The sequence below is a fragment of the Ensifer sp. BR816 genome, assembly GCF_000378985.1.
GTDB lineage: Bacteria > Pseudomonadota > Alphaproteobacteria > Rhizobiales > Rhizobiaceae > Sinorhizobium.
In genome coordinates this window covers 5,929,847-5,952,243 of the sequence record NZ_KB905370.1, presented here as the reverse complement: position 1 = coordinate 5,952,243, position 22,397 = coordinate 5,929,847, and the positions used below count along the sequence as shown (strand labels likewise).

The following is a 22,397-nucleotide window of genomic DNA, read 5'->3' as shown; positions in this document are numbered from 1 at the left end:
GATGTCCATTCTCGACAAACACTCTCTACTCGAACGCAACGCCACGCTGCTTCTCGTCGGCTCCCTGCTGGTCGTCTCGATCGGCGGCATCGTCGAAATCGCGCCGCTCTTCTATCTCGAAAACACGATCGAAAAGGTCGAGGGAATGCGGCCCTATTCGCCGCTGGAGCTTGCCGGCCGTGACATCTACGTCCGTGAGGGCTGCTATGTCTGCCACAGCCAGATGATCCGGCCGTTCCGCGACGAGGTGGAGCGCTACGGGCATTATTCGCTGGCGGCGGAGTCGATGTACGACCATCCGTTCCAGTGGGGCTCGAAGCGCACCGGCCCGGATCTCGCCCGTGTCGGCGAGCGCTATTCCAACGAATGGCACGTCCAGCACATGATCGAACCGCGCTCCGTCGTGCCGGAATCGGTCATGCCGAGCTACGCCTTCCTCAAGGAAACGCCACTCGACGTGAAGAACGTTGCCATGAGCCTCAAGGCCAACCGGGCGGTCGGCGTCCCCTACACGGACGAGATGATCGACAGCGCGCTTGCGGACGTCAAGGCGCAGGCCGATCCGAATGCCGACACCTCCGGCCTCGAGGCGCGCTACCCCAAGGCGAAGCTCGGCGATTTCGACGGCGATCCGCAAAAGCTGACGGAGATGGATGCGCTTGTCGCCTATCTGCAGATGCTCGGCACGCTCGTCGACTTCTCCACCTATGACGATACGACCGGCTATCGCTGAGAAGGGGAGCTGACATGGAAACCTATACCGCCATGCGCCATTTCGCCGACAGCTGGGCCCTCCTGGCGATGACGCTGTTCTTTCTCGGCGTCGTCGCTTTCATCTTCCGGCCTGGCGCCAAGACGGCCGCCAACCAGGCCGCTTCCATACCTCTGAAGGAGGATTGATCATGGCGAACAAGCATATCGATGAGGTCAGCGGCGTCGAAACCACCGGCCACGAGTGGGATGGCATCCGCGAACTCAACAATCCGATGCCGCGCTGGTGGGTCTATACCTTCTACGCCACGATCCTCTGGGGGATCGGCTATGCGGTGGCCTATCCATCGATCCCGATGCTGACCGATGCGACCAAGGGATACCTTGGCTTCTCCAGCCGTGCCGACGTCAGCATGGAACTCGCCAATGCCAAGGTGGCGCAGGCAGGCAGCCTTGAGCGGATCGCGTCGAGTTCGCTCGACGAGATCATCGCCGACCCGCAACTCCAGCAATTCGCGGTCGCCGGCGGTGCCTCTGCCTTCAAGGTAAACTGTGCCCAGTGCCACGGTTCCGGCGCCGCAGGCGCCAAGGGCTTTCCGAACCTCAACGACGACGAGTGGCTTTGGGGCGGCAAGCCGGAGGAGATCTATCAGACCATCGCACATGGCATACGTCACAGCGGCGACGCGGAAACGCGCGTATCCGAGATGTCGTCCTTCGCGGAGATGCTGACACCCGACGAGATGCGCGCGAGCGCCGCCTACGTGCTCAGTCTTGGTGGTGCGTCCTCCAGCCCCGAACTCGCCGAGGACGGAAAACAGCTCTTCGCCGACAACTGCTCCGCATGTCACGGCGCGGATGCAAAGGGCAATCGCGAGATGGGGGCACCCAATCTGGCCGATGCGATCTGGCTGAACGGAGAGGGCGAGCAGGCGATCGTCAACCAGATGAAGGCGCCGAAGCATGGCGTCATGCCCGCCTGGCTGCCCCGCATAGGCGATACGACAGTCAAGCAGCTGGCGGTCTTCGTTCACTCGCTTGGCGGCGGCGAGTAGCAAAGCGAACCGACAAGCATCGGACCCAAAGTTGATTCGCCGCGCGGCTTTTCTGTGCGCAATCCAATAGGAGATGCTAAACTTTGCCTTGCAGCGGAGTATGTTTTTTCAAACCTGCAAGGGTCGCCGCAGTTCATCAGCGCATCGTCGTCTTCGGCCTTGTCAGCGTACTTTTCATCCGCTTTGGCAAATGATCTCGCGCGCTTCGCCGTTATTGTTTTGACCACGCCGCCAATTCATAGCCGTCCGGATCGGCAAAGTGAAAGCGCCTGCCCCCGGGGAAGGAGAAGATCGGCTTGAGGATCGTGCCGCCGGCCGCCTCCACGCGGGTTTGAGTGCCCTCCAGATCGTCGGCATAGATGATAACCAGCGGCCCGCCGCTGCGCACCGGTCCGAGCGTCGTGAAGCCGCCGGTCAGCCGGCCGTCGGCGAATTCGCAGTATTCCGGACCGTAGTCCGTGAAGGTCCAGCCGAAAGCGCTGCCGTAAAAGGCCTTGCTCGCTGCAATGTCGGCAACGTTGAATTCGATATAGTCGATGCGTCGGTCGTTACCGGTCATGGTAATGTCCTCTCCCGGCTCTTGTTTCTCGTTCCAGAAAACCCTTCAAGGCAGCGAGATCCTCTTCCACTGTGGCGGCGTCGGCCGCGAACTGCGCGTCGCTCATGCCGGGCTGCCTCAAAAGGGTGAACATCACTTCCGCTCCGTCGCCATTCGGGACGACCCGGAGGGCGTTGTGGACCTTTGCGCCATTCTCGAGCGTCACGAGATGGTCGACGACCCCGAGTGCATTGTCGGGAGCGAAGCGGACGCGGGCATTGCCGAGGGGGCCTGGGGCGAGCCACTCGTCGCCGTCACGCTTGAGCCCCGAGGAGAGCCCCGATGCCCAGAGCGGCATTTTCCCGTGATCGGACATGAAGGCGTAGACATCGCGCCAGTCGCGCTCGATCGATATATGAATGATTCTGGCTGTCATCGTGGCCATGCGTGTCTCCGTTTCTCGCTTTGATAGCAATCGGTTGCGCAACGGTCTTGAACGAAACGGCCAATCTCGTGCTTCACCGGGTCGGTCTTCTCGGATCGTGTCGGGTCTGCGGCGAGTTGCAGCCGGATTTCGCGGGGCGTCAGCGTGGTGAGTTCCCGCGCCTCCCGGGAGAGGTGCGCCTGGTCGGCATAGCCGGCATCAAGGGCAAGGATTGCCAGATTTTTCCGTGGCCGGCCACGGCAGGCCGCCAGGAAACGTTGCAGGCGGAGGATGCGATCGAGCGTCTTGGCGCCATAGCCGAAATGTTCGAGACAGAGACGGCGCAGGCTTCGCTCGCTGAGGCCGGTGGTTCGCGCCAGTGCCCGGATCGGGTCCGCCGCCGTCGGACGTCGTTCGTGCAAATGCTTCACCAGCGAAACGACGTTCGGTGATGGTGCCCGCACCGTCGACAGGCGGCCTCCCAATGCGCTGGCGAGCACAGTGAAACGCTCCGAAGCGTCGCGCGCCGAAGCCAATCGCTCGTCCACTTCGCCGGCCACTCGCCCCCAGAGGAGATCAAGTGGCAGCATTTGGCCGGTCAGTTCGCTAAGCGGCGTGCGCAGAAAGATTGCCGCTGCACCGATCCGGAAGCGGGCGCCGACAATGGTTTCGCCCGGCGCAAGCCGAGGAAAGGCAGCTACCCTGTCCGGCCCCACCACTGCCAAGCCGCGGGACGTCCAGATGATGTCGGCGCAGCCGTCCGGCACCACCGCAATGGGCAGGGCCGCGCCGTCGGGCAGTTGATGCAGCCACAGGCATTTGAGATGGGCGGCGAGTGCGCCGGCCGCGGGGTGCTCTCGGTAGATGCCTGCACTTTGCGCAAGTCTGGGCAGGATCGTTGTCTGCATGCCGGCTCCTCGAGCTTAAAGCTCAAGCCATCCTATCGCGAAAAGTGGGCCGAAAGGGGCCGATTGTCGGCGAGGCTTGCGCTTGGACTTTTCGACGCACCGTTGGCATTCGGCCTGAGACTTGACGCAGATCAAGGCTTGAGGCCAGCGAAATCGGCAATGACGGGGCACTCAGGAAACAATCCGGATTCCATGGATGCATCCCCGATCTCTCGCCAAAGCTCAGTCGATCGAAAGGCTGGAAGCCGAGCCGCTCAATGCCGCGCGCGTTCGTAAACCCCTTTACGAGAAGCGCAGGAAGATCTTCCCGAAGCGCGCCGAGGGGCGCTTTCGCCGCTTCAAGTGGCTTGTCATGCTGGTGACGCTTGGCATCTACTACCTGATGCCTTGGATCCGTTGGGATCGAGGGGCACATGCGCCGGATCAGGCCGTCCTCGTCGATCTGGCGGCCAGGCGCTTCTATTTCTTCTTCATCGAGATCTGGCCGCAGGAGTTCTTCTTCGTTGCCGGTCTGCTTGTGATGGCAGGCTTCGGCCTTTTCCTCGTGACTTCGGCCGTGGGCCGCGCCTGGTGTGGCTATGCCTGTCCGCAGACCGTCTGGGTCGATCTCTTTTTGGTGGTCGAGCGGTTCATCGAGGGCGACCGCAATGCGCGGATGCGCCTCGATTCGGGGCCGTGGACGCTCGACAAGATCCGCAAGCGCCTTGCCAAGCATGCGATCTGGCTGCTGATCGGCATTGCGACCGGCGGCGCCTGGATCTTCTACTTCGCCGACGCTCCATCGCTGCTCGAAAGTTTCGTCACCCTCGAGGCGCCGCCCGTCGCCTATTTCACGGTGGCGACCCTGACGGCCACGACCTATGTCTTCGGCGGGCTTATGCGTGAGCAGGTCTGCACCTATATGTGCCCCTGGCCGCGCATTCAGGCGACGATGCTGGACGAGAATTCGCTCGTCGTCACCTATAATGACTGGCGTGGCGAACCGCGCTCGCGCCATGCCAAGAAGGCGGCTGCGACCGGCGAGGTCGTCGGCGATTGCGTTGATTGCAATGCCTGCGTCGCGGTCTGCCCGATGGGCATCGACATACGCGACGGCCAGCAGCTCGAATGCATTACCTGCGCGCTCTGCATCGATGCCTGCGACGGCGTGATGGACAAGCTCGGCCGCGAGCGCGGGCTGATTTCCTACGCGACACTGAGTGACTATGCCGCCAATATGGCGCTGGCGACGAACAATGGGGCGGCTGCGATCGATCCGAAACGCGTGCGCGACACCACCGGCGCCTTCGTGGATGAGGTCAGGCACTTCAACTGGCGCATCATCTTTCGGACCCGCGTTCTCCTCTACTTCGCCGTCTGGGCCCTGATGGGCCTCGGCCTGGTCTTTGGACTCCTGTCGCGTGACCGGCTCGAGCTCAACGTGCTGCACGATCGAAATCCTCAATATGTCGTGGAGTCCGACGGTTCGGTGCGCAATGGCTACATGGTCAAGCTGCTCAACATGATCCCCGAGCAGCGCACCATCCGGCTTACGATCGAGGGCATGCCGTCGGCGCGGATGCGCATTGCCGGCCACGCGCCCGGCGACGGTCGGAGCTTTGCGGTCAACGTCGATCCGGACAAGGTCACGGCGCTCAAGGTCTTCGTGACCTTACCCAGGGACAAATTCGCCGAGGCGGATACCGGCTTCACATTGATTGCCGACGATCCGTCGAGCCACGAGCAGGACGTGTACCAGGCGAATTTCAACCGGCCCGCACCAGCAAGATGAGGCGCACATGATTGGCGAACGCAGCAAACAGCGGCAATTCACCGGTTGGCACATGATCGCGGTGATGGCCCTGTTCTTCGGAACGATTATCTCCGTCAACGTCGTCATGGCATGGAATGCCAGCCGCAGCTGGAGCGGTCTCGTCGTCGAGAACACCTATGTCGCCAGCCAGCAGTTCAACGGCAAGGTGGCAGAGACCCGCGCCTTCCAGGCAAGCGGTATCACCGGCCGGCTGACGGCCGAGCCCGGCGCCATCCGCTACGTCGTCACGCACAGCGGTGAACCGGCCAAACAGATCGACAGGGTCCTCGCTGTCTTCAAGCGGCCGGTCGAGGAACATGAGGATCTCCGCGTCGAGCTCGATCGCGAGGGCGAGGGCGCCTTCCTGGCGACGGATACACTCAAGCCCGGCCAATGGATCGCCGACGTGACGGCGATTTCAGGCGAAGCCGTCGTCTACCGCCAGGCCATCCGCTTCATGGCGCCGGGAGAAGACAAATGAGCTGCTGCGCACCTGGCGTCGAGATCGCGATGGTTGCCGAAGGGGGGCAGGTGCTGCCCGTCTCCGAAGAGCTCTGGCTTGCGAGCCGGAGCCTCGGAGGCGGGCTGCGCCAGACCGACCTCAGCGTGCCGGGCGTCTATTGCGGCGCCTGCATCACCACGGTCGAAGGCACGCTGCGCGCGAGACCCGAGATCGAGCGCGCCCGCGTCAATCTCTCCTCGCGCCGCGTCACGATCGTCTGGAAGGAGGAGATGGGTGGCCGCCGCAGCGACCCTGGCGAATTCATGCGTGCGATCGCGGGTTGCGGTTATGAGACGCATCTCTTTTCGCCCGGCGAGGACGAAGGCGATGAGCTTCTCAAGCAATTGATCCGCGCCGTTGCGGTTTCCGGTTTCGCGGCAACGAATATCATGCTGCTCTCCGTTTCCGTCTGGTCTGGCGCAGATGCCGCCACCCGCGATCTCTTCCACTGGATCTCGGCGATGATCGCCGCACCCACTCTGGTTTATGCCGGCCGCTTCTTCTACCAGTCGGCCTGGAACGCGCTTCGCCACGGGCGCACCAACATGGATGTACCGATCGCTCTGGCCGTCACCCTGTCCTATGCCATGTCGCTCTATGAGACGATTGGCCATGGTGAACATGCCTGGTTCGATGCGTCGGTCACTTTGCTGTTCTTCCTGTTGATCGGCCGCACGCTCGACCACATGATGCGGGGGCGGGCACGCTCGGCGATCAGCGGTATCGCACGGCTGTCGCCGCGCGGTGCGACGGTTATCCATGCCGATGGCGCGCGGGAATACCGTCCTGTCGACGAGATCAAGCCGGGCGAACGCCTGATGATCGCGGCCGGCGAGCGAATCCCGGTCGACGGGCGCGTGCTTTCCGGCAGCAGCGATCTCGATCGTTCCGTCGTCAACGGCGAGAACGCGCCAATTGCGGTCGCGGCTGGCGATCTCGTCCAGGCCGGCACGCTCAACCTCACGGGGCCGCTGAACATCGAGGCGACCGCAGCAGCGCGCGACTCGTTTCTCGCCGAGATCATGGGGCTGATGGAGGCGGCCGAAGGGGGCAGGGCCCGCTATCGCCGGATCGCCGACCGGGCGGCGCGGTACTATTCGCCGATCGTCCATCTGCTCGCGCTCCTGACCTTTATCGGCTGGATGTTGGTGGAGGGCGACGTCCGCCATGCGATGCTGGTCGCCGTTGCCGTCCTGATCATCACGTGCCCCTGCGCACTTGGGCTAGCGGTGCCGGTCGTGCAGGTCGTTGCCGCCGGGCGGCTCTTCCAGGGCGGTGTCATGGTCAAGGACGGCTCGGCCATGGAGCGCCTTGCCGAGATCGACACTGTGCTTCTCGACAAGACGGGAACGCTGACCGTCGGCGAGCTGCGGCTCGTCAACGCGAACGAGATCGCGCCTGAAGCCTTGGCGACCGCCGCCGCACTCGCCGCGCATTCGCGCCATCCGATCGCGGTCGCATTGCACCATGCGGCGCAGAATTCCCATCTGGAAGGCGATATCAGCGAAGTTCCGGGCGCGGGCATCGAAGCCAGGACGATGCGGGGTGTGTATCGGCTTGGCAGCCGCAGCTTCGCCTGTGGCGGTCGCGGCGTCTCAAGCGGGTTGCCCGAAGCGATCCTTGCGCTCGACGGGCAGGAACTTGCCTTCTTCCGCTTCGAGGATCGCCTGCGCCCGGCCGCACGTGAGAGCATCGAGGCGCTGCACGAGCTGGGGCTTGCGACCGGCATTCTTTCCGGCGACCGGGAACCGGTCGTGGCGGAAGTCGGCCGCAGGCTCGGAATTGCAAACTGGTGGTCCGAGCTCTCGCCGCGCCACAAGGTCGAGGCGTTTGCAGCCGCGGCAGGCAGCCACCGGGTGTTGATGGTCGGCGACGGCATCAACGATGCGCCGGCCCTTCGCGCCGCACATGTCTCGATGGCGCCGGCGACCGCCGCCGACGTCGGGCGCCAGGCGGCGGATTTCGTCTTCATGCACCAGCCATTGACGGCAGTGCCCTTCGCCATCGAGGTCTCGCGCCGCGCCGGCCGGCTGATCCGGCAGAATTTCGCTCTGGCCGTCGGCTACAACGTCATCGCCGTTCCCATCGCGATTCTCGGCTATGCGACGCCGCTGGTGGCGGCGATCGCGATGTCCACCTCGTCGGTGATCGTCGTCGCGAATGCCTTGAGATTGCGAAGCCTTGCGGCTGCTCGGACTGCTGGGACACCGGCCACTCGCTCGGTTTTGCAGCCGGCAGGGAGCGTCCGATGAACACGCTCGTCTATCTCATCCCGATTGCTTTGCTGCTTGGCGGTCTCAGCCTCGCTGCCTTTCTCTGGGCGCTGAAGAGCGGACAGTACGAGGATCTCGACGGCGCGTCGTGGCGTGTGCTCGACGACGGCGATGGCAAGCCGGAGAAGCAGTGATTTTGTCAGGAGTGGCTTGTCGTAAATCGATTTGAGTGCCAAAACAGCCTCCTCCGCCGCATGTCTCCGGCGCCCCCTTCGCGGGCCACCGGAGATGCGCAGTTCAATTCGAAGGAGCCGGCACCGACGCGACTTCGCGGCCCGTGCATGGCTCTCCTGCCCAATGGAGGAAGCACGTGTCACAGGCGGAAATCGGCCTCATCGGTCTCGGCGTCATGGGATCGAACCTGGCGCTCAACATCGCTGAAAAAGGCAACAAGATCGCCGTTTTCAACCGCACGGTAGATGCGACGCGGAAATTCTACGCAGAAGCCGGCGCGCTCAAGGAACAGATCGTACCCTGCGAGACGATCGAGGAATTCGTCGCGGCGATCCGTCCGCCGCGGCCGATCATCATCATGATCAAGGCCGGCGAGCCCGTCGACCAGCAGATGGCGGCGCTGAAGGCCCATCTCGCCAAGGGCGACATCATGATCGACGCGGGCAATGCCAATTTCCGCGACACGATGCGCCGCTTCGATGCGCTGAAGGACAGCGGCCTCACCTTCATCGGCATGGGCGTTTCCGGTGGCGAGGAGGGGGCGCGCCATGGACCGTCGATCATGGTCGGCGGCACCGAGGAGTCCTACGCCCGAGTCGAGAAGGTGCTGACCTCCATCGCCGCGAAATACGACAATGATCCCTGCGTTGCCTGGCTCGGCGAAAACGGTGCCGGCCACTTCGTCAAGACGATCCATAACGGCATCGAATATGCCGACATGCAAATGATCGCCGAAATCTACGGCATCCTGCGCGACGGGCTGAAGATGACGGCGCAGGAGATCGGCGAGGTGTTCGGTGCCTGGAACAGGGGCCGGCTCAATTCCTACCTGATCGAGATCACCGAAAAGGTGCTGAAGGCCGCCGATCCGCTGACCGGCAGGCCGATCGTCGACCTGATCCTCGACAAGGCCGGCCAGAAGGGCACCGGCAAATGGTCGGTGATCGAGGCGCAGAACATGGGCGTGCCGGCAACCGGCATCGAAGCCGCCGTTGCCGCCCGCAGCATTTCCTCGATGAAGGAGGAGCGCGAGGCGGCCGAGAAGGTCCTCGGCCTGCCGGCGGTCGGCGAGTTCAAGGTCACCGACAGGAACGCCTTCATCAAGGATCTCGAAAACGCGCTGCTCGCCGCCAAGATCGGCGCCTATGCGCAGGGCTTCGCGGTGATGTCGGCCGCCTCGAAGGAATTCAACTGGAACCTGCCGATGCCGACGATCGCCAGGATCTGGCGGGCCGGTTGCATCATCCGCTCGCAATTCCTCGATGAGATCACCACCGCCTTCACCAAGGCACCGGACGCGGCCAACCTGATCGTCACGCCCGCTTTCGCGGCGATGGTGAAGGAAACCGACGGGGCGCTCCGCCGCGTCGTCTCGGCAGCTGTGCTCGGCGGTCTGCCGGTGCCCGCGCTCGCCTCCGCGCTCGGCTATTTCGACAGCTACCGCCGCGGCCGCGGTACGGCGAACGTCATCCAGGCGCAGCGCGACTTCTTCGGCGCCCACGGCTTCGACCGCATCGATGGCGCCGACAGCCATCATGGGCCTTGGGGCAGCGGATTGACCGCTTGATGCATGTCGCCCAAAAGGGCGCAGCGGTTTTGGGGTAACGACATGTATGCGCTTTAGGATCAGTTTAGATCGCTTCTACGAAAGGAAGGGTGGCGCCGGTCGCCCTTCCACGGCAAGCTGACGACATCTCAAATAAGGGGAGCGTCGGGAAGGCAGCATGAAATTCAGGGTGATCGAAGGGGGCAAGGCGATCGAGACCAGGTCCGGGACCGGGCCGGTAGGCATCCGCGGCGAGGCGGAGCGACGCATAAGGTCGTCAGGCTACGAGCAATGGCGGGTACGCAGCCTCGCTACGGGTGCGCCGATCCCGCATTCGATCCGCTATCTGAAGATGCAGATCGATTTCGTTGCCGAGAAACTCGAACGGCTCAATCCGATCCCGACGGATTTTACCGACGACAAATATTGGCCGGCCGTGAGCATATGAAGCGTAGGGGCGCTTTCGGGCGCCTCACGTCTTCCCCTGCGGATAGATCGTCTCGCCGCGCTTCAGCATTTCGACAAAGGTCTCGATCTTCTTCTTCCGGCCGGCTTCCGTCTTCATGTTGTGGGTGCGGAAGGCGAGAGCGAAGCGGTTCTGCTCGCTGAGCTTGCCGAGCATCTCCCGCGCCTTGGGTTCCGCATCGATCGCGGCCTGGAGGTCGTCGGGGATCTTCATGTCCTTGCCGCTCCTGTAGGCACGGTCCCAACGCCCATCGGCCTTGGCCATGTCAACTTGCCTGAGGCCGTGCCCTGTCATCCGGCCTTCCTCGATCAGCCGGGCGACATTGTCGACATTGATCTGGCTCCAGGTGCTCTTCCTGCCACGCGGTGTGTAGCGCTGGAGAAAGCTCTTCTCATCGAGCCCCTTGCGCACCCCGTCAATCCAGCCCCAGCAGAGCACCACGTCTATGGCCTCCTTGGGCGTGATCGACTTGAGCCCGGACCCCACTTTGTGGACCTTGATCCAGACCTCGTCCTGCTTGTCGTGGTGCTTGCCGAGCCAGGCATAAAAGGCTGCGGCGTCCTCGAACTCATGCACTTTGTCGGGATCGACCTTGACGGGCGGCATCGGTCAGTTTCCTCCTCGCGGTGGCATCCTCGCACCTGAATCGGCGTGCAGCCTACAAGGCGCCGCTGTCGCCTTCCAGCCCTCACCCTAGGACGCGAACCGACAAGCGGGGCGCGGTAAACGCAACTGGCGTGCGCGACGGGCTCGTGAGATGGTTAAGCTACGTGGATGATTGGCCCCGGCATGCCTGCGCGTTCCGGATAACGTGACCTCCAACGGAAAGAGGCTCGCATGCCCGCGGTTTCGAACCTGAGCTACGATTCCTGGCTCGAGCACGCCTTTGGCCACTCGATCCGGCCGCATGGCTACCCTTGGTTCTTCGATGAAGACCCTCCTTGGTGGAGTCCGGAGCCGCCGGTCGCCATCGAGTACTTCACGAGGCTCTTTTCGACAGCTGAGCGTTCGCTTGCCAGCTTCTCCGATACGCAGATTGCCCAGGGCCTCACCTATCTCCTGAGCACCAGCGCCTCGGGTGACAACGGGTGGTTCTACAACACCTCTACGCCGACGGCGGCGCGGCTCTCCTGCATTGAAGCCATTGAGAACGTCTTCACCGATCTGTTCGCCCCTCGCTGTGCTGCTGTGTTGGGTCACATAGACGAGCCCGGCGCGGCTCCCCTGAACACAGTCTGTTACATGTGGTGGGACGAGTTCCCGTCCCTGGCGCTCCCGGACGATCCTGCTTGCGACCGCATCCAGAAGGCGGCGATCGATGTCATGCGTCGAACGCTAGGGCTCGGCTCGATCGCTTGCCAGGAAGCAGCCCTCCATGGTCTCGGCCATTGGGCACGGTACCGGCCGAGCGACGTCGCCGCCGCCGTCGACGAATTCCTCGGCGACGGGCGCAGCAAGCGGGCCGAGATCGTTTCCTATGCCCGATCCGCGAGGTGCGGCTGCGTCCTTTGAAACATTGTGAAATCTGAAATGTTCGTCCGCGGCGGTGCATCTCATCGGTGTCGCCTCTGGATGAAGGCGTCCGGCAAGGTGTAGACTTGCTCCATGGAGGGGCGAGGGAGGGGCTAGTGCCGACGAATGAAGCAAAGGGACGCCATCTGGCCGTTGTCCTGGCTGCCGACGTCGCTGGGTACAGCCGTCTCATGTCGGAAGACGAAGAGGCGACGCTCAGCCTACTTACTAAGTATCAGGAGATCATTGCGGGTCTTGTCGCGGAACACCGCGGTCGGGTGTTCAACATGGCTGGCGATGGCGTCATGGTCGAGTTCGCAAGTGCCGTGCAGGCGGTGCGTTGCGCCGTCGCTATTCAGCGCGCCCTCGGCCGCCGCAATATCGATCTCCCCGAACGCCGCCGCATGATGTTCCGCATCGGCATCAATCTTGGCGACGTAATCGCCCGCGGCGGCGATCTCTTCGGAGACGGGGTCAACATAGCGGCGCGGCTGCAGACGCTCGACGAACCGGGCGACATCTGTATCTCTGCTTCCGTGCATGATCAAATCGTTGGAAAGCTAAGCTTTGCGTGTGAGTGCCTCGGCGAAAAAACCTTGAAAAATATCGCGCGACCGGTGCGCGCCTATCGCGTCCGCTCCAGCATGGAGCCGCCTGTGCCGATAACCGAGCTCCAGAGCGGCTCTTTGGCCTTGCCGGACAAGCCGTCGATCGCGGTGATGCCATTCGTCAATATGAGCGGAGATGCCGAGCAGGATTACTTTGCTGACGGCCTGACGGAGGATCTTATTACGGCCCTCGCAAAGTTCCGGTGGTTTTTCGTCATCGCCCGCAATTCGAGCTTCACCTACAAGAACCGTGCCGCCACGGTGCAGCAGATCGGCGGTGAACTCGGCGTGCGTTATGTGTTGGAGGGGAGCACGCGCAAATCGAGCGACAGGGTTCGCGTCACGGCGCAGTTGGTGGAAGCGGAAACCGGCCATCATGTCTGGGCCGAACGGTACGACCGTGACCTGGCGGAGCTCTTCGCGCTGCAGGACGAAGATCGTCGACCGCGTTGCCGGCGCGATCGAGCCGGAAATGCTGAGAATGGAGACCCTACGGGTGCGGCGCAAAGCGCCGGAGAACCTGACCGCCTGGGAACTGATCTTTCGCGGCATGTGGCACTTCTATCAGTTCACGCCGGCCGAGCATCGCTGTGCGCGCGAGCTGTTTCGCAAGGCGATCGTGGCGGCACCCGATATCGCCGAAGGATACACGTGGCTTGGCAGGTGCAACGCGGGGACGCTGTTCTTCCGGTGGAGCGAGAACCCCGCGGGGGACATGGCGGAGGGATGGCAGGCGGCGCTGCGTGCCGCGCAACTTGCCGAAACCGACCCCTATGCGCATTATGCGGTGGGAATTATGAGCGTCGTCATGGGCAGGCTCCATCGGGCAATGGAGGCCGCCCAAAGATCGATTGACCTCAGTCCCAGCTTTGCGCTCGGCTATATGCTCCTCGGCATGTCGCGCCTCTTCCTCGGCCGGGCCGGCCAGGCGATTGAGCCATTTCAGAGAGGCCTGCGCCTCAGTCCGCACGATCCGCTTGCATTCCTATGGCTGCATTTCCTGGCCTTCGCGCATTTCCTCACAGGGGAGTACGAAGAATCGCTTCAACCGGCGCTCAATGCCGCGGCCAAGCGGCCGGATCTACCCTCCACGCACTGCGCACTCGCCTGTTGTCTCGTGGAACTGGGGCGCCAGCGTGAGGCCGAACAGGCAGCCGCCGAAATGCAACGGAACTCGTCTGAAGGACAGGAGGAACTCGGCGAGTTCGTATCGCGCTTCGTCAATCCCGAGCAACGCGAACAAATACGCACTAGTCTCCGCAAAGCGGGCTGGCAGGGCAACTGGTAGCCCGCGGATCGACCGACCTAGTCTAGGCTTCCGGCGACCGCGCCATCGGCGGCTGGAACTCGGGCTGGCTGAGACTTTGTAGCGTTTCGGGGGGCTTGCCCTCGATCCGGCCGATCACCGCCTTGGCGAGTTCACGCCCGGCGACGCGGATATCCTCGTACATGGTCATCACCTCCGGACGCAGCCAGCGCAGGAAGTCGCTCGGGACCTTGGAGACCATGTCAGCGTCCTCGCCGAGCTTCTTGCGCGCCGACTCGATGCCGGCAATCAGTGCAATCGCACCCGAGCCGCTGCCGGAGACGATCCCGTCGGGGGCGTCCGAAGAGCCCATCAGCTTTTCGAAAGCGTCGCGGATGGCGACGAGGCTGTAGTCGATGTTGACCTGATGGAAGCTGACCGACTCCGCGCCGAAATCCTTGAGACCGTGCTCGAAGCCGGTGCGCATGTGCGAATGGAAGGTGAGGTGCGGCGGTGGCTCCAGGAGCACCAGCCGGCGCCTGCCGCGCTCGACGAGCTTGCGCACCGCCTCATAGGCGAATCGTCCGTTGTCGAAGTCGTGATAGGGATGGACTATCCCCATTTCGGTCCGGCCATGCGTGGCGAAGGGAAATTGACGCTCGGTGAGCAGCGTCACGCGTGGATCGTTCGGCTCCATTCGAGAGATGATCACGCCATCGGCAGCACCGGTATCGAGAATGTAGCGGATCGGCCCGAGCGGATCCTTGGAAGAACTATAGGGCGTGACGACCAAGTGATACGGCGTGCCGGCGAGGATCTCGGTGATCCCGATGACCATCGGGCTCGTGATGCCCATGATCTCTTCCTCGAGAGTCAGGACGAGGCTGATGACATTCGTCTTGCCTGTCCTGAGGCGTACGCCCGCACGGTTCGGTTGATAGCCAATCTGCTTGGCGACCAGGCGCACACGCTCCTTGGTCTCGGCGCCGATATCGGGCGCGTCCTTCAGCGCGCGGGAAACGGTGGTGATGCCGAGTCCAGTCATGAAGGCAATCGTCTTCAATGTCGGCCTGCCGCCCTCTGTTGGCGGCGCTGCCGCTGGCCTGTTTCTTGTCCTGTCTTCCATGCCCGTCACGCAAAGCCCGTCTCTTAGCCCATCGGGGCGTTATATACGATTTGCCCGAACGCACCATATTGGGGCGACGTGAAATCGCCCTGGGAAATCTGTAACGATACAGTAGAAATGTCGAGCCCTTTTGTTACTGCGCCGCGAAGACCGTAAACGGTGGGTTGAATTAGGAGTGAGTGCAGTATCATGCTGCGTTGGCGAAGGTTCAATCGACCGTGCCGTTCGCAGCCGTTTCAATTATCTATTCAAAAACAGTGTAATAAGCGAATTTTTCTGAAGCGATGCGGCGGCTCGGTGGGGCAGAACGGAGCCGTGTCGAAGGTCTCGGAATGCAATCATAGAATGTGTCAGAATAATTAGTTTGAATTATCCGTTGTGGGTGTTGCGTCGGCAATTGGATTGAACTAAGTTTTTTACGGTAACGTTACAGTGAGGGAGGAGACTCATGAAATTACGTTCTTTGGCCGGCGCTTTGGCCGCAACCGTGGTCCTGCCGTTCGGCCTGGCTCACGCCACCGATCTGGAGGTCACGCATTGGTGGACGTCCGGCGGCGAAGCTGCCGCGGTAGCTGAACTGGCGAAGGCATTCGACGCGACCGGCAACAAATGGGTTGACGGTGCGATCGCCGGCTCCGGCGGCACGGCGCGGCCGATCATGATCAGCCGCATCACCGGCGGCGACCCGATGGGCGCGACTCAGTTCAACCATGGCCGTCAGGCCGAGGAACTGGTCGAGGCCGGTTTGATGCGCGACCTGACCGATGTCGCCACGCGCGAAAACTGGAAGGAAATCGTCAAGCCGGCCAGCCTGCTCGACTCCTGCACCATCGAAGGCAAGATCTATTGCGCGCCCGTCAACATCCATTCCTGGCAATGGCTGTGGCTTTCGAATGCTGCCTTCAAGCAGGCCGGTGTGCCGGTGCCTAAGAACTGGGACGAGTTCGTTGCGGCCGGGCCGGCGCTTGAAAAGGCCGGCATCATACCGCTTGCCGTCGGCGGTCAGCCGTGGCAGGCGGCCGGCGCGTTCGACGTGCTGATGGTGGCGATTGCCGGCAAGGACGTGTTCGAGCAAGTCTTTGCCAAGAAGGATGAGGAAGTCGCAGCCGGAGCGGAGATCGCCAAGGTCTTCAAGGCGGCCGACGATGCACGCCGCCTGTCGAAGGGCACCAATGTTCAGGACTGGAACCAGGCGACGAACCTGGTGATCACCGGCAAGGCCGGCGGCCAGATCATGGGCGACTGGGCCCAGGGCGAGTTCCAGGTGGCGGGCCAGAAGGCCGGAGTCGACTATACGTGCCTTCCGGGTCTCGGCGTGAACGAAGTGATCTCGACCGGCGGCGATGCCTTCTACTTCCCGCTGATCGAGGACGAGGAAAAGTCGAAGGCGCAGGAAGTGCTGGCATCGACGCTCCTCAGTCCGAAAACACAGGTCGCCTTCAATCTTAAGAAGGGCTCGCTGCCCGTGCGCGGCGACGTGGACCTCGCAACCGCCAACGACTGCATGAAGAAGGGGCTGGAAATCCTCGCCAAGGGCAATGTGATCCAGGGCACCGACCAGCTGCTGTCGGCCGACAGTCAGAAGCAGAAGGAAGATCTCTTCTCCGAGTTCTTTGCAAACCCGTCGATGACGCCGGCAGACGCGCAGAAGCGCTTCGCGGAAATCATCGCCGCGGCGGACTGATCGCGGCTTCTGACGGCCTCGCTGCTGCGCGAGGCCGTCGCTCGGCCTGCCGCCGTGCCCGGATGCCGTTGAGGCGAGCGCGCATGGCAGACGAGGGCAGGGGCCACGTCCGTGGTCGGCGTTGAAGTTCGGCGGCTTGCTGGTCGCCGGTGCCGCCCGCCGCCAGATATTGTCGCAGTTCCGGAGGAGGAAACATGACGGCTCTAACACGTGGTTCGGGCAGACCGAACCAGTGGCTGCGCAACCTGAATGCGAAGATCGCCTCGATCCCGATGATCCTGACAGCCGTGGTCATCTTCCTCGGCGGCACGATCTGGACCGTCGTCTACTCGTTCACCAATTCAAAATTGCTGCCGCGCCTCTCCTTCGTCGGCCTCGATCAGTACGAGCGGCTTTGGGCGGCGCCGCGCTGGATCATCTCCATCCAGAACCTTGCGGTCTACGGGTTCCTCTCGCTGATCTTCAGCCTGGTGATCGGCTTCGTGCTGGCGGCGCTGATGGACCAGAAGATTCGTTTCGAGAATACATTCCGAACGATCATGCTCTATCCTTTCGCTCTGTCCTTCATCGTGACGGGGTTGGTCTGGCAGTGGCTGCTCAATCCTCAATTCGGCATTCAGTCCATCGTGCGGTCGCTCGGCTGGACGAGTTTCTCCTTCGATCCGCTCTATGACGCCGACATTGTCATCTACGGCATCCTGATCGCTGCGCTCTGGCAGGGGACGGGTCTCGTCATGTGCCTGATGCTCGCGGGCCTCCGCGGCATCGACGAGGACATCTGGAAGGCGGCGCGGGTCGACGGCATTCCGATGTGGAAGACCTATGTGCTGATCATCATCCCGATGATGCGCGGCGTCTTCATCACCACCCTGGTGATCATCGCGAGCGGCATCGTCAAGGTCTACGACCTCGTCGTGGCGCAAACCAGCGGTGGCCCGGGGATCGCATCGGAAGTGCCGGCCAAATACGTCTACGACTACATGTTCCAGGCCCAGAACCTCGGCCAGGGCTTCGCCGCCTCCACCATGATGCTGATCACCGTCGCCATCATCATCGTGCCGTGGGCGTATCTGGAATTCGGAGGAGGCCGCAAGCGTGCTTAATCTCGTCGCCAACAACAGCATGGTTCCGGAGCACGACGCGGTTCCCGGCAGAATCACAGCCGGCCCGAGCGGCCGCAAGCCGCGCCGCAAGCTCTCGCGGCGCAACATCATCGTCTACGGCACCCTGATCGTCGTCGCCCTCTACTATCTGCTGCCGCTCTACGTGATGATCGCGACGTCACTCAAAGGCATGCCGGAAATCCGCGTTGGCAACATCTTCGCGCCGCCGCTCGAAATCACCTTCGAACCCTGGGTGAAGGCCTGGGCCGAGGCTTGCACCGGGCTCAATTGCGACGGTCTCTCCCGCGGCTTCTGGAATTCGGTCCGCATCACGGTGCCTTCGGTGATCATCTCGATCGCGGTTGCCTCGGTGAACGGCTATGCGCTGGCGAATTGGCGCTTCAAGGGGGCGGAGCTCTTCTTCACCATCCTGGTCGTCGGCGCCTTCATCCCCTACCAGGTGATGATCTATCCAATCGTGATCGTGCTTCGTGAAATGGGCGTCTATGGCACTCTGACCGGACTTGTCATCGTGCACACGATCTTCGGCATGCCGATCCTCACCCTCCTGTTCCGCAATTATTTCGCGGGACTGCCCGAGGAACTTTTCAAGGCCGCGCGTGTCGATGGTGCCGGGTTCTGGACGATCTACTTCAAGATCATGCTGCCGATGTCGTTGCCGATCTTCGTGGTGGCGATGATCCTGCAGGTCACCGGCATCTGGAACGACTTCCTGTTCGGCGTCGTCTTCACGCGGCCTGAGTACTACCCGATGACCGTCCAGCTCAACAACATCGTCAATTCGGTCCAGGGCGTGAAGGAATACAACGTCAACATGGCGGCAACGATTTTGACGGGAGCCGTACCGCTCGTCGTCTATTTCGTCTCCGGTCGGCTCTTTGTCCGCGGCATCGCGGCCGGTGCAGTGAAAGGATAAGCAAGCATGACAAGTGTTTCCGTCAGGGATCTGTCACTGAATTTCGGCGCCGTCACGGTTCTCGACAGGCTCAATCTCGACATCGACCATGGCGAATTCCTCGTTCTGCTCGGCTCGTCCGGCTGCGGAAAGTCGACGCTGCTAAACTGCATCGCCGGTCTGCTCGACGTGTCCGATGGTCAGATCTTCATCAAGGACCGCAATGTGACCTGGGAGGAGCCCAAGGACCGGGGCATCGGCATGGTGTTCCAGTCCTACGCGCTCTATCCGCAAATGTCCGTCGAGAAGAACCTTTCCTTCGGCCTGCAGGTCGCCAAAATTCCGCAGGCGGAAATTGACAAGCGCGTGAAGCGCGCCTCGGAGATCCTGCAGATCCAGCCCTTGCTGAAGCGCAAGCCGTCCGAGCTTTCCGGCGGGCAGCGCCAGCGCGTGGCGATCGGGCGGGCGCTGGTGCGCGACGTCGACGTCTTCCTCTTCGACGAGCCGCTCTCGAACCTCGATGCCAAGCTGCGCTCCGAGCTGCGCGTTGAGATCAAGCGGCTGCACCAGTCGCTGAAGAACACAATGATCTACGTGACGCACGACCAGATCGAGGCGCTGACGCTCGCCGACCGAATCGCCGTTATGAAGAGCGGGGTCATCCAGCAGCTTGCCGATCCGATGACCATCTACAACGCCCCGGAGAACCTCTTCGTTGCCGGCTTCATTGGCTCGCCGTCGATGAATTTCTTCCGCGGCGAGGTGGAGGCGAAGGACAGCCGCAGTTTCGTACGGGTGAACGATGTCGCCTTCGACGTCACGTCCTATCCGGCACGCACGAGGCTCCACCCTGGCCAGAAGGTCGTCCTTGGCCTGAGACCCGAACACGTCAAGGTCGACGAGGCGACGGAAAGCCACGAGGTGCACCCGGCGACCGTCGACATCGAGGAGCCGATGGGCGCCGACAACCTGCTGTGGCTGACGCTTGCCGGGCAATCCATGTCGGTGCGGATCGCCGGCCAGCGGCGCTACCCTCCGGGCAGCACGGTGCGCCTCTCCTTCGACATGGCTGTCGCCTCGATCTTCGACGCAGCCAGCGAAAATCGACTTTGAGCGAAATCCGATGGGCCGGTGACGGCCTCTCATCGGATGAAAGCCGGCGCGAAATCACCGGCCAATGAATGGACTGTGGGTATGCCTTCCGAGATCAACAATCGCGACGCCGTCCGCATCGATCTTTCCGGCGACTGGCTGCTCGCTTCGGCCGACAACAGCCATGCCTTGACGATCGCGCTGCCGGGCGACGTGCACAGCGCGCTCGAACGGGCTGATATCATTGCCGACCCCTATCGCGGCCGGAACGAGGCAGACGTCCAATGGGTGGCGCACAAGGAGTGGGTGCTCGAGCGCACCGTCTCCATCGATGCGGATGATCTCGAAGGGCATTGGTATCTCGATTTCGAAAGCATCGACACCATAGTCTCGGTCTTCGTCAACGACCGGCTCGTCTTGCAGGCGGACAATTGCTTCCTCCGTCATCGCCCCGACGTCTCGCAGGCGCTTGTCGCCGGCGAGAACCGCATCCGCATCGTGCTGCATTCCGCGATCGCCGAGGGCGCGCGGCGTCAGGCTGCACAACCCTTCCATGTGCCCTATCACGACGGCAACTCGCCAATCGCCAATGGCAATATGCTGCGCAAGCCGCAATGCCATTTCGGCTGGGACTGGAACATCGCCATCGCCCCGCTCGGCGTTTACGGCGCATTGGCGCTCTGCCGGCTGGAGACGGCGCGCATCGAGCACGTAACGACTCGCCAGGTCTGGCTGGAGGACGGCTCGGTCGATCTCCAGGTCACGGTCCAGCTCTATGCCCCAGATCCGGGAATCCTGCCGATCCATTTCGAACTCGACGGCCTGCGCGAGCGCCTTGACTGCAGCGTTGCCGCGGGCGAGACGCGCATTACCCATGTGTTCAGCGTGACGGAACCCAAGCGCTGGTGGCCGGCAGGCAGTGGCAAGCAGGCACTTTCCATCCTCAAGGTGGAAACGCCGGAGGAGAACGTCACACGCCAGATCGGCTTCCGCACGGTGGAGCTCGTGACCGACGAGGACGAGGCCGGCAGCCGCTTCGCGCTGCGCGTCAACGGCCGCGATATCTTCTGCCGCGGCGCTAACTGGATACCGGCGGATGCGCTGATGTCGCGCGTCACGCCGGAGGGTGTCGAGGACCTGTTGCGTTCCGCGGTCGATGCCAACATGAACATGATCCGCGTCTGGGGCGGCGGCTTCTACGAGCCGGACTGGTTCTACGATCTCTGTGACCGGCTCGGCCTGCTCGTCTGGCAGGACTTCATGTTCGCCTGCAATCTTTACCCCTCGACGCCGGATTTCCTCGAAAACGTCGCCGCGGAAGTCACGCATCAGGTCAAGCGGCTCTCTTCCCATCCGTCGGTCGCGCTCTGGTGCGGCGACAACGAACTCGTCGGCGCTTTGACCTGGTTCGAGGAAAGCCGCAAGGATCGCGACCGCTATCTCGTCTCCTATGACCGGCTGAACCGGACCGTCGAGATGGCGATGAAGGCAGCGTCACCGGAGGCGATCTGGTGGCCGTCGAGTCCTTCGGTTGGCTATCTCAATTTCGGCGATGCCTGGCATGCGGACGGGGCCGGCGACATGCACTACTGGTCCGTCTGGCACGAGAACAAGTCCTTCGAGAATTACCGCAGCGTGCGGCCGCGCTTCTGCTCGGAATTCGGCTTCCAGTCCTATACGTCGATGCCGGTGATCCGGCAGTTCGCCGAGGCGGGCGACCTCAACATCGCTTCGCCGGTCATGGAGGCGCATCAGAAGAATGCCGGCGGCAACGAGCGTATCGCCGCAACCATGTTCCGCTACTTCCGCTTCCCCAAGGATTTCCCGAGCTTCGTCTATCTGAGCCAGGTCCAGCAGGGGCTGGCGATCCGCACGGCGGTCGACTACTGGCGCTCGCTGAAGCCCCATTGCATGGGCACGCTCTACTGGCAGCTCAATGACACCTGGCCCGTCGCCTCCTGGTCGAGCCTCGACTATGGCGGCCACTGGAAGGCGATGCACTACATGGCGCGACGCTTCTTCCAGCCGGTGGCCGTCGCAGCCATCCCGTCGGCCGACAACGGCGAGATCACCTTTTCGATGGTGAACGATACGGCAGAGCCGGTAACGGTGGAACTGCAGACCTTCACCGTCTCGCTCGACGGCCAGCGCCGCCCGCTGGTGGCGGCGATGGGCGCCTGTTCGCCGGATCGCGCCGCCACGCTCGTCACCATCGCCGCGAAGGACATCCCGGCAGGATCGCTGCTGTTCTGGTCTTTCGAAGCGTCCAACGGCATGCGCGGCGAGGGGCATTACGTCCACGGCACCTACAAGGCCCTAGACCTTGTGCCGTCCGGCCTGACCATCGAGGCGGGGCCCGGGCTGGACGGCAGTTTCGACGTCACCGTGAGCGCGAGCGGTCTCGCACTGCATGTGATGGTCGAGGCCGATGTCGAAGGCCGTTATACCGACAACGCCTTCGATCTGACCGCCGGTGACGTGAAGACGGTCCGTTTCACGCCGAAAGCTCCCATTGAAGCGGGCCGGTTGCCGCGCTTTGCCGCCTATGACCTCGAATCCTGCCAGGGAAGGGGCTGAGCGGAATGAAGCGTCACATCGCCAGAACGCGCGGCTCCTACCCGCGAATGCCAGCCGATGAGGATGCAGCGTGAGCCGCTTCCGACCTTCTTTAGCCCATTCCCGCGAAGTCCCGATCGTGTGAAACCCACAAGGAGAAATTTG

Annotated in this window: 22 protein-coding genes and 1 pseudogene; 17 read left to right on the top strand and 6 right to left on the bottom strand. The window is 62.7% G+C overall.

Going from position 1 to position 22,397, the window contains the following annotated elements; translation table 11 throughout:
* The first annotated feature begins 1 nt into the window (after window position 1).
* From ccoO to ccoP, 3 genes are read left to right on the top strand one after another with little or no spacing between them, the layout of a single operon-like run.
* Window positions 2-733: a cytochrome-c oxidase, cbb3-type subunit II gene (ccoO, locus tag RHIBR816_RS0128695; protein WP_018240029.1), complete on the top strand. Its 732-nt coding sequence runs from the start codon at window positions 2-4 to the stop codon at window positions 731-733.
* A gap of 14 nt (window positions 734-747) precedes the next feature.
* A complete protein-coding gene (locus RHIBR816_RS0128690; protein ID WP_018240028.1) occupies window positions 748-900 on the top strand; it encodes a CcoQ/FixQ family Cbb3-type cytochrome c oxidase assembly chaperone in 153 nt (50 codons plus the stop codon).
* Window positions 901-902: 2 nt separating this feature from the next.
* On the top strand, window positions 903-1,766 hold the full coding sequence (gene ccoP, locus RHIBR816_RS0128685) for a cytochrome-c oxidase, cbb3-type subunit III (protein ID WP_018240027.1): 864 nt from the start codon (window positions 903-905) through the stop codon (window positions 1,764-1,766).
* 211 nt (window positions 1,767-1,977) lie between these two features.
* On the opposite strand, the gene RHIBR816_RS0128680 is transcribed toward ccoP, so the two are convergent.
* Genes RHIBR816_RS0128680 through RHIBR816_RS0128670 form a run of 3 tightly spaced genes read right to left on the bottom strand, consistent with a single transcriptional unit; the run spans window position 1,978 to window position 3,636 of the window.
* Entirely contained in the window at window positions 1,978-2,331 is a 354-nt protein-coding gene (locus RHIBR816_RS0128680) for a VOC family protein (protein WP_198294187.1), read from the bottom strand.
* Window positions 2,315-2,749 carry a polyketide cyclase gene (locus tag RHIBR816_RS0128675; protein WP_018240025.1) on the bottom strand — a complete coding sequence of 145 codons (435 nt, stop codon included), beginning with the start codon at window positions 2,747-2,749 and terminating at the stop codon, window positions 2,315-2,317. Before RHIBR816_RS0128675 ends, RHIBR816_RS0128680 begins: the two co-directional genes overlap by 17 nt.
* Window positions 2,737-3,636, bottom strand: a complete 900-nt coding sequence (locus RHIBR816_RS0128670; protein ID WP_018240024.1) for a helix-turn-helix domain-containing protein — start codon at window positions 3,634-3,636, stop codon at window positions 2,737-2,739. Before RHIBR816_RS0128670 ends, RHIBR816_RS0128675 begins: the two co-directional genes overlap by 13 nt.
* 196 nt (window positions 3,637-3,832) lie before the next feature.
* On the opposite strand from RHIBR816_RS0128670, the gene ccoG reads away from it, so the two are divergent.
* From ccoG to RHIBR816_RS0128640, 6 genes are all read left to right on the top strand, one after another.
* Entirely contained in the window at window positions 3,833-5,407 is a 1,575-nt protein-coding gene (ccoG, locus tag RHIBR816_RS0128665; RefSeq protein ID WP_018240023.1) for a cytochrome c oxidase accessory protein CcoG, read from the top strand.
* 7 nt (window positions 5,408-5,414) lie between these two features.
* Window positions 5,415-5,909 carry a FixH family protein gene (locus RHIBR816_RS0128660; protein ID WP_018240022.1) on the top strand — a complete coding sequence of 165 codons (495 nt, stop codon included), beginning with the start codon at window positions 5,415-5,417 and terminating at the stop codon, window positions 5,907-5,909.
* Entirely contained in the window at window positions 5,906-8,182 is a 2,277-nt protein-coding gene (locus RHIBR816_RS0128655) for a cation-translocating P-type ATPase (RefSeq protein WP_018240021.1), read from the top strand. The genes RHIBR816_RS0128660 and RHIBR816_RS0128655 overlap by 4 nt, the downstream gene beginning before the upstream one ends.
* Window positions 8,179-8,337, top strand: a complete 159-nt coding sequence (ccoS, locus tag RHIBR816_RS0128650; RefSeq protein ID WP_018240020.1) for a cbb3-type cytochrome oxidase assembly protein CcoS — start codon at window positions 8,179-8,181, stop codon at window positions 8,335-8,337. Before RHIBR816_RS0128655 ends, ccoS begins: the two co-directional genes overlap by 4 nt.
* A gap of 176 nt (window positions 8,338-8,513) precedes the next feature.
* Window positions 8,514-9,944, top strand: coding sequence for an NADP-dependent phosphogluconate dehydrogenase (gene gndA / locus RHIBR816_RS0128645; protein ID WP_018240019.1), 1,431 nt, complete (start codon window positions 8,514-8,516; stop codon window positions 9,942-9,944).
* A gap of 157 nt (window positions 9,945-10,101) precedes the next feature.
* On the top strand, window positions 10,102-10,371 hold the full coding sequence (locus RHIBR816_RS0128640) for a hypothetical protein (protein WP_018240018.1): 270 nt from the start codon (window positions 10,102-10,104) through the stop codon (window positions 10,369-10,371).
* Window positions 10,372-10,395: 24 nt separating this feature from the next.
* On the opposite strand, the gene RHIBR816_RS0128635 is transcribed toward RHIBR816_RS0128640, so the two are convergent.
* The gene (locus RHIBR816_RS0128635; protein ID WP_018240017.1) at window positions 10,396-10,995 is read right to left on the bottom strand and encodes a YdeI family protein; all 600 of its coding nucleotides are present in this window, start codon (window positions 10,993-10,995) and stop codon (window positions 10,396-10,398) included.
* A 231-nt stretch (window positions 10,996-11,226) separates the two neighbouring features.
* Between RHIBR816_RS0128635 and RHIBR816_RS0128630 the strand changes: the two genes are divergently transcribed.
* Window positions 11,227-11,901, top strand: coding sequence for a hypothetical protein (locus tag RHIBR816_RS0128630; RefSeq protein WP_018240016.1), 675 nt, complete (start codon window positions 11,227-11,229; stop codon window positions 11,899-11,901).
* Between the two features lie 191 nt (window positions 11,902-12,092).
* Window positions 12,093-12,446: pseudogene (locus RHIBR816_RS39085) on the top strand (adenylate/guanylate cyclase domain-containing protein); the annotation flags it as partial.
* A gap of 15 nt (window positions 12,447-12,461) precedes the next feature.
* On the opposite strand, the gene RHIBR816_RS38560 reads toward RHIBR816_RS39085, so the two are convergent.
* Window positions 12,462-12,887: a hypothetical protein gene (locus RHIBR816_RS38560; protein WP_245262671.1), complete on the bottom strand. Its 426-nt coding sequence runs from the start codon at window positions 12,885-12,887 to the stop codon at window positions 12,462-12,464.
* On the opposite strand from RHIBR816_RS38560, the gene RHIBR816_RS38555 reads away from it, so the two are divergent.
* Complete coding sequence (locus RHIBR816_RS38555; protein WP_052522708.1) at window positions 12,886-13,797, top strand: tetratricopeptide repeat protein; 912 nt, start codon at window positions 12,886-12,888, stop codon at window positions 13,795-13,797. The genes RHIBR816_RS38560 and RHIBR816_RS38555 overlap by 2 nt on opposite strands.
* A 22-nt stretch (window positions 13,798-13,819) precedes the next feature.
* Here RHIBR816_RS38555 and RHIBR816_RS0128620 read toward each other — a convergent pair whose 3' ends face one another.
* On the bottom strand, window positions 13,820-14,881 hold the full coding sequence (locus tag RHIBR816_RS0128620; RefSeq protein WP_026187534.1) for a LacI family transcriptional regulator: 1,062 nt from the start codon (window positions 14,879-14,881) through the stop codon (window positions 13,820-13,822).
* A 448-nt stretch (window positions 14,882-15,329) separates the two neighbouring features.
* Here RHIBR816_RS0128620 and RHIBR816_RS0128615 point away from each other — a divergent pair, with 448 nt between their 5' ends.
* From RHIBR816_RS0128615 to RHIBR816_RS0128595, 5 genes are all read left to right on the top strand, one after another.
* The gene (locus tag RHIBR816_RS0128615) at window positions 15,330-16,565 is read left to right on the top strand and encodes an ABC transporter substrate-binding protein (protein ID WP_026187533.1); all 1,236 of its coding nucleotides are present in this window, start codon (window positions 15,330-15,332) and stop codon (window positions 16,563-16,565) included.
* Window positions 16,566-16,759: 194 nt separating this feature from the next.
* The gene (locus RHIBR816_RS0128610; RefSeq protein WP_018240011.1) at window positions 16,760-17,668 is read left to right on the top strand and encodes a carbohydrate ABC transporter permease; all 909 of its coding nucleotides are present in this window, start codon (window positions 16,760-16,762) and stop codon (window positions 17,666-17,668) included.
* Window positions 17,669-17,687: 19 nt separating this feature from the next.
* Window positions 17,688-18,605, top strand: a complete 918-nt coding sequence (locus tag RHIBR816_RS0128605) for a carbohydrate ABC transporter permease (protein WP_085929582.1) — start codon at window positions 17,688-17,690, stop codon at window positions 18,603-18,605.
* Between the two features lie 6 nt (window positions 18,606-18,611).
* Window positions 18,612-19,697 carry an ABC transporter ATP-binding protein gene (locus RHIBR816_RS0128600; RefSeq protein WP_018240009.1) on the top strand — a complete coding sequence of 362 codons (1,086 nt, stop codon included), beginning with the start codon at window positions 18,612-18,614 and terminating at the stop codon, window positions 19,695-19,697.
* Between the two features lie 81 nt (window positions 19,698-19,778).
* Window positions 19,779-22,253, top strand: coding sequence for a glycoside hydrolase family 2 protein (locus tag RHIBR816_RS0128595; protein WP_018240008.1), 2,475 nt, complete (start codon window positions 19,779-19,781; stop codon window positions 22,251-22,253).
* The last annotated feature ends 144 nt before the right edge of the window (window positions 22,254-22,397 follow it).

Excerpts from the sequence above, each read along its gene's own strand:
- ccoO (WP_018240029.1), top strand. The coding sequence starts at position 2 with ATGTCCATTCTCGACAAACACTCTCTACTCGAACGCAACGCCACGCTG.
- RHIBR816_RS0128690 (WP_018240028.1), top strand. The coding sequence starts at position 748 with ATGGAAACCTATACCGCCATGCGCCATTTCGCCGACAGCTGGGCCCTC.
- ccoP (WP_018240027.1), top strand. The coding sequence starts at position 903 with ATGGCGAACAAGCATATCGATGAGGTCAGCGGCGTCGAAACCACCGGC.
- RHIBR816_RS0128675 (WP_018240025.1), bottom strand. The coding sequence starts at position 2,749 with ATGGCCACGATGACAGCCAGAATCATTCATATATCGATCGAGCGCGAC.
- RHIBR816_RS0128670 (WP_018240024.1), bottom strand. The coding sequence starts at position 3,636 with ATGCAGACAACGATCCTGCCCAGACTTGCGCAAAGTGCAGGCATCTAC.
- ccoG (WP_018240023.1), top strand. The coding sequence starts at position 3,833 with ATGCATCCCCGATCTCTCGCCAAAGCTCAGTCGATCGAAAGGCTGGAA.
- RHIBR816_RS0128660 (WP_018240022.1), top strand. The coding sequence starts at position 5,415 with ATGATTGGCGAACGCAGCAAACAGCGGCAATTCACCGGTTGGCACATG.
- RHIBR816_RS0128655 (WP_018240021.1), top strand. The coding sequence starts at position 5,906 with ATGAGCTGCTGCGCACCTGGCGTCGAGATCGCGATGGTTGCCGAAGGG.
- ccoS (WP_018240020.1), top strand. The coding sequence starts at position 8,179 with ATGAACACGCTCGTCTATCTCATCCCGATTGCTTTGCTGCTTGGCGGT.
- RHIBR816_RS0128640 (WP_018240018.1), top strand. The coding sequence starts at position 10,102 with ATGAAATTCAGGGTGATCGAAGGGGGCAAGGCGATCGAGACCAGGTCC.
- RHIBR816_RS0128635 (WP_018240017.1), bottom strand. The coding sequence starts at position 10,995 with ATGCCGCCCGTCAAGGTCGATCCCGACAAAGTGCATGAGTTCGAGGAC.
- RHIBR816_RS0128630 (WP_018240016.1), top strand. The coding sequence starts at position 11,227 with ATGCCCGCGGTTTCGAACCTGAGCTACGATTCCTGGCTCGAGCACGCC.
- RHIBR816_RS38555 (WP_052522708.1), top strand. The coding sequence starts at position 12,886 with ATGTCTGGGCCGAACGGTACGACCGTGACCTGGCGGAGCTCTTCGCGC.
- RHIBR816_RS38560 (WP_245262671.1), bottom strand. The coding sequence starts at position 12,887 with ATGATGGCCGGTTTCCGCTTCCACCAACTGCGCCGTGACGCGAACCCT.
- RHIBR816_RS0128620 (WP_026187534.1), bottom strand. The coding sequence starts at position 14,881 with ATGGAAGACAGGACAAGAAACAGGCCAGCGGCAGCGCCGCCAACAGAG.
- RHIBR816_RS0128615 (WP_026187533.1), top strand. The coding sequence starts at position 15,330 with ATGAAATTACGTTCTTTGGCCGGCGCTTTGGCCGCAACCGTGGTCCTG.
- RHIBR816_RS0128610 (WP_018240011.1), top strand. The coding sequence starts at position 16,760 with ATGACGGCTCTAACACGTGGTTCGGGCAGACCGAACCAGTGGCTGCGC.
- RHIBR816_RS0128605 (WP_085929582.1), top strand. The coding sequence starts at position 17,688 with ATGGTTCCGGAGCACGACGCGGTTCCCGGCAGAATCACAGCCGGCCCG.
- RHIBR816_RS0128600 (WP_018240009.1), top strand. The coding sequence starts at position 18,612 with ATGACAAGTGTTTCCGTCAGGGATCTGTCACTGAATTTCGGCGCCGTC.
- RHIBR816_RS0128595 (WP_018240008.1), top strand. The coding sequence starts at position 19,779 with ATGCCTTCCGAGATCAACAATCGCGACGCCGTCCGCATCGATCTTTCC.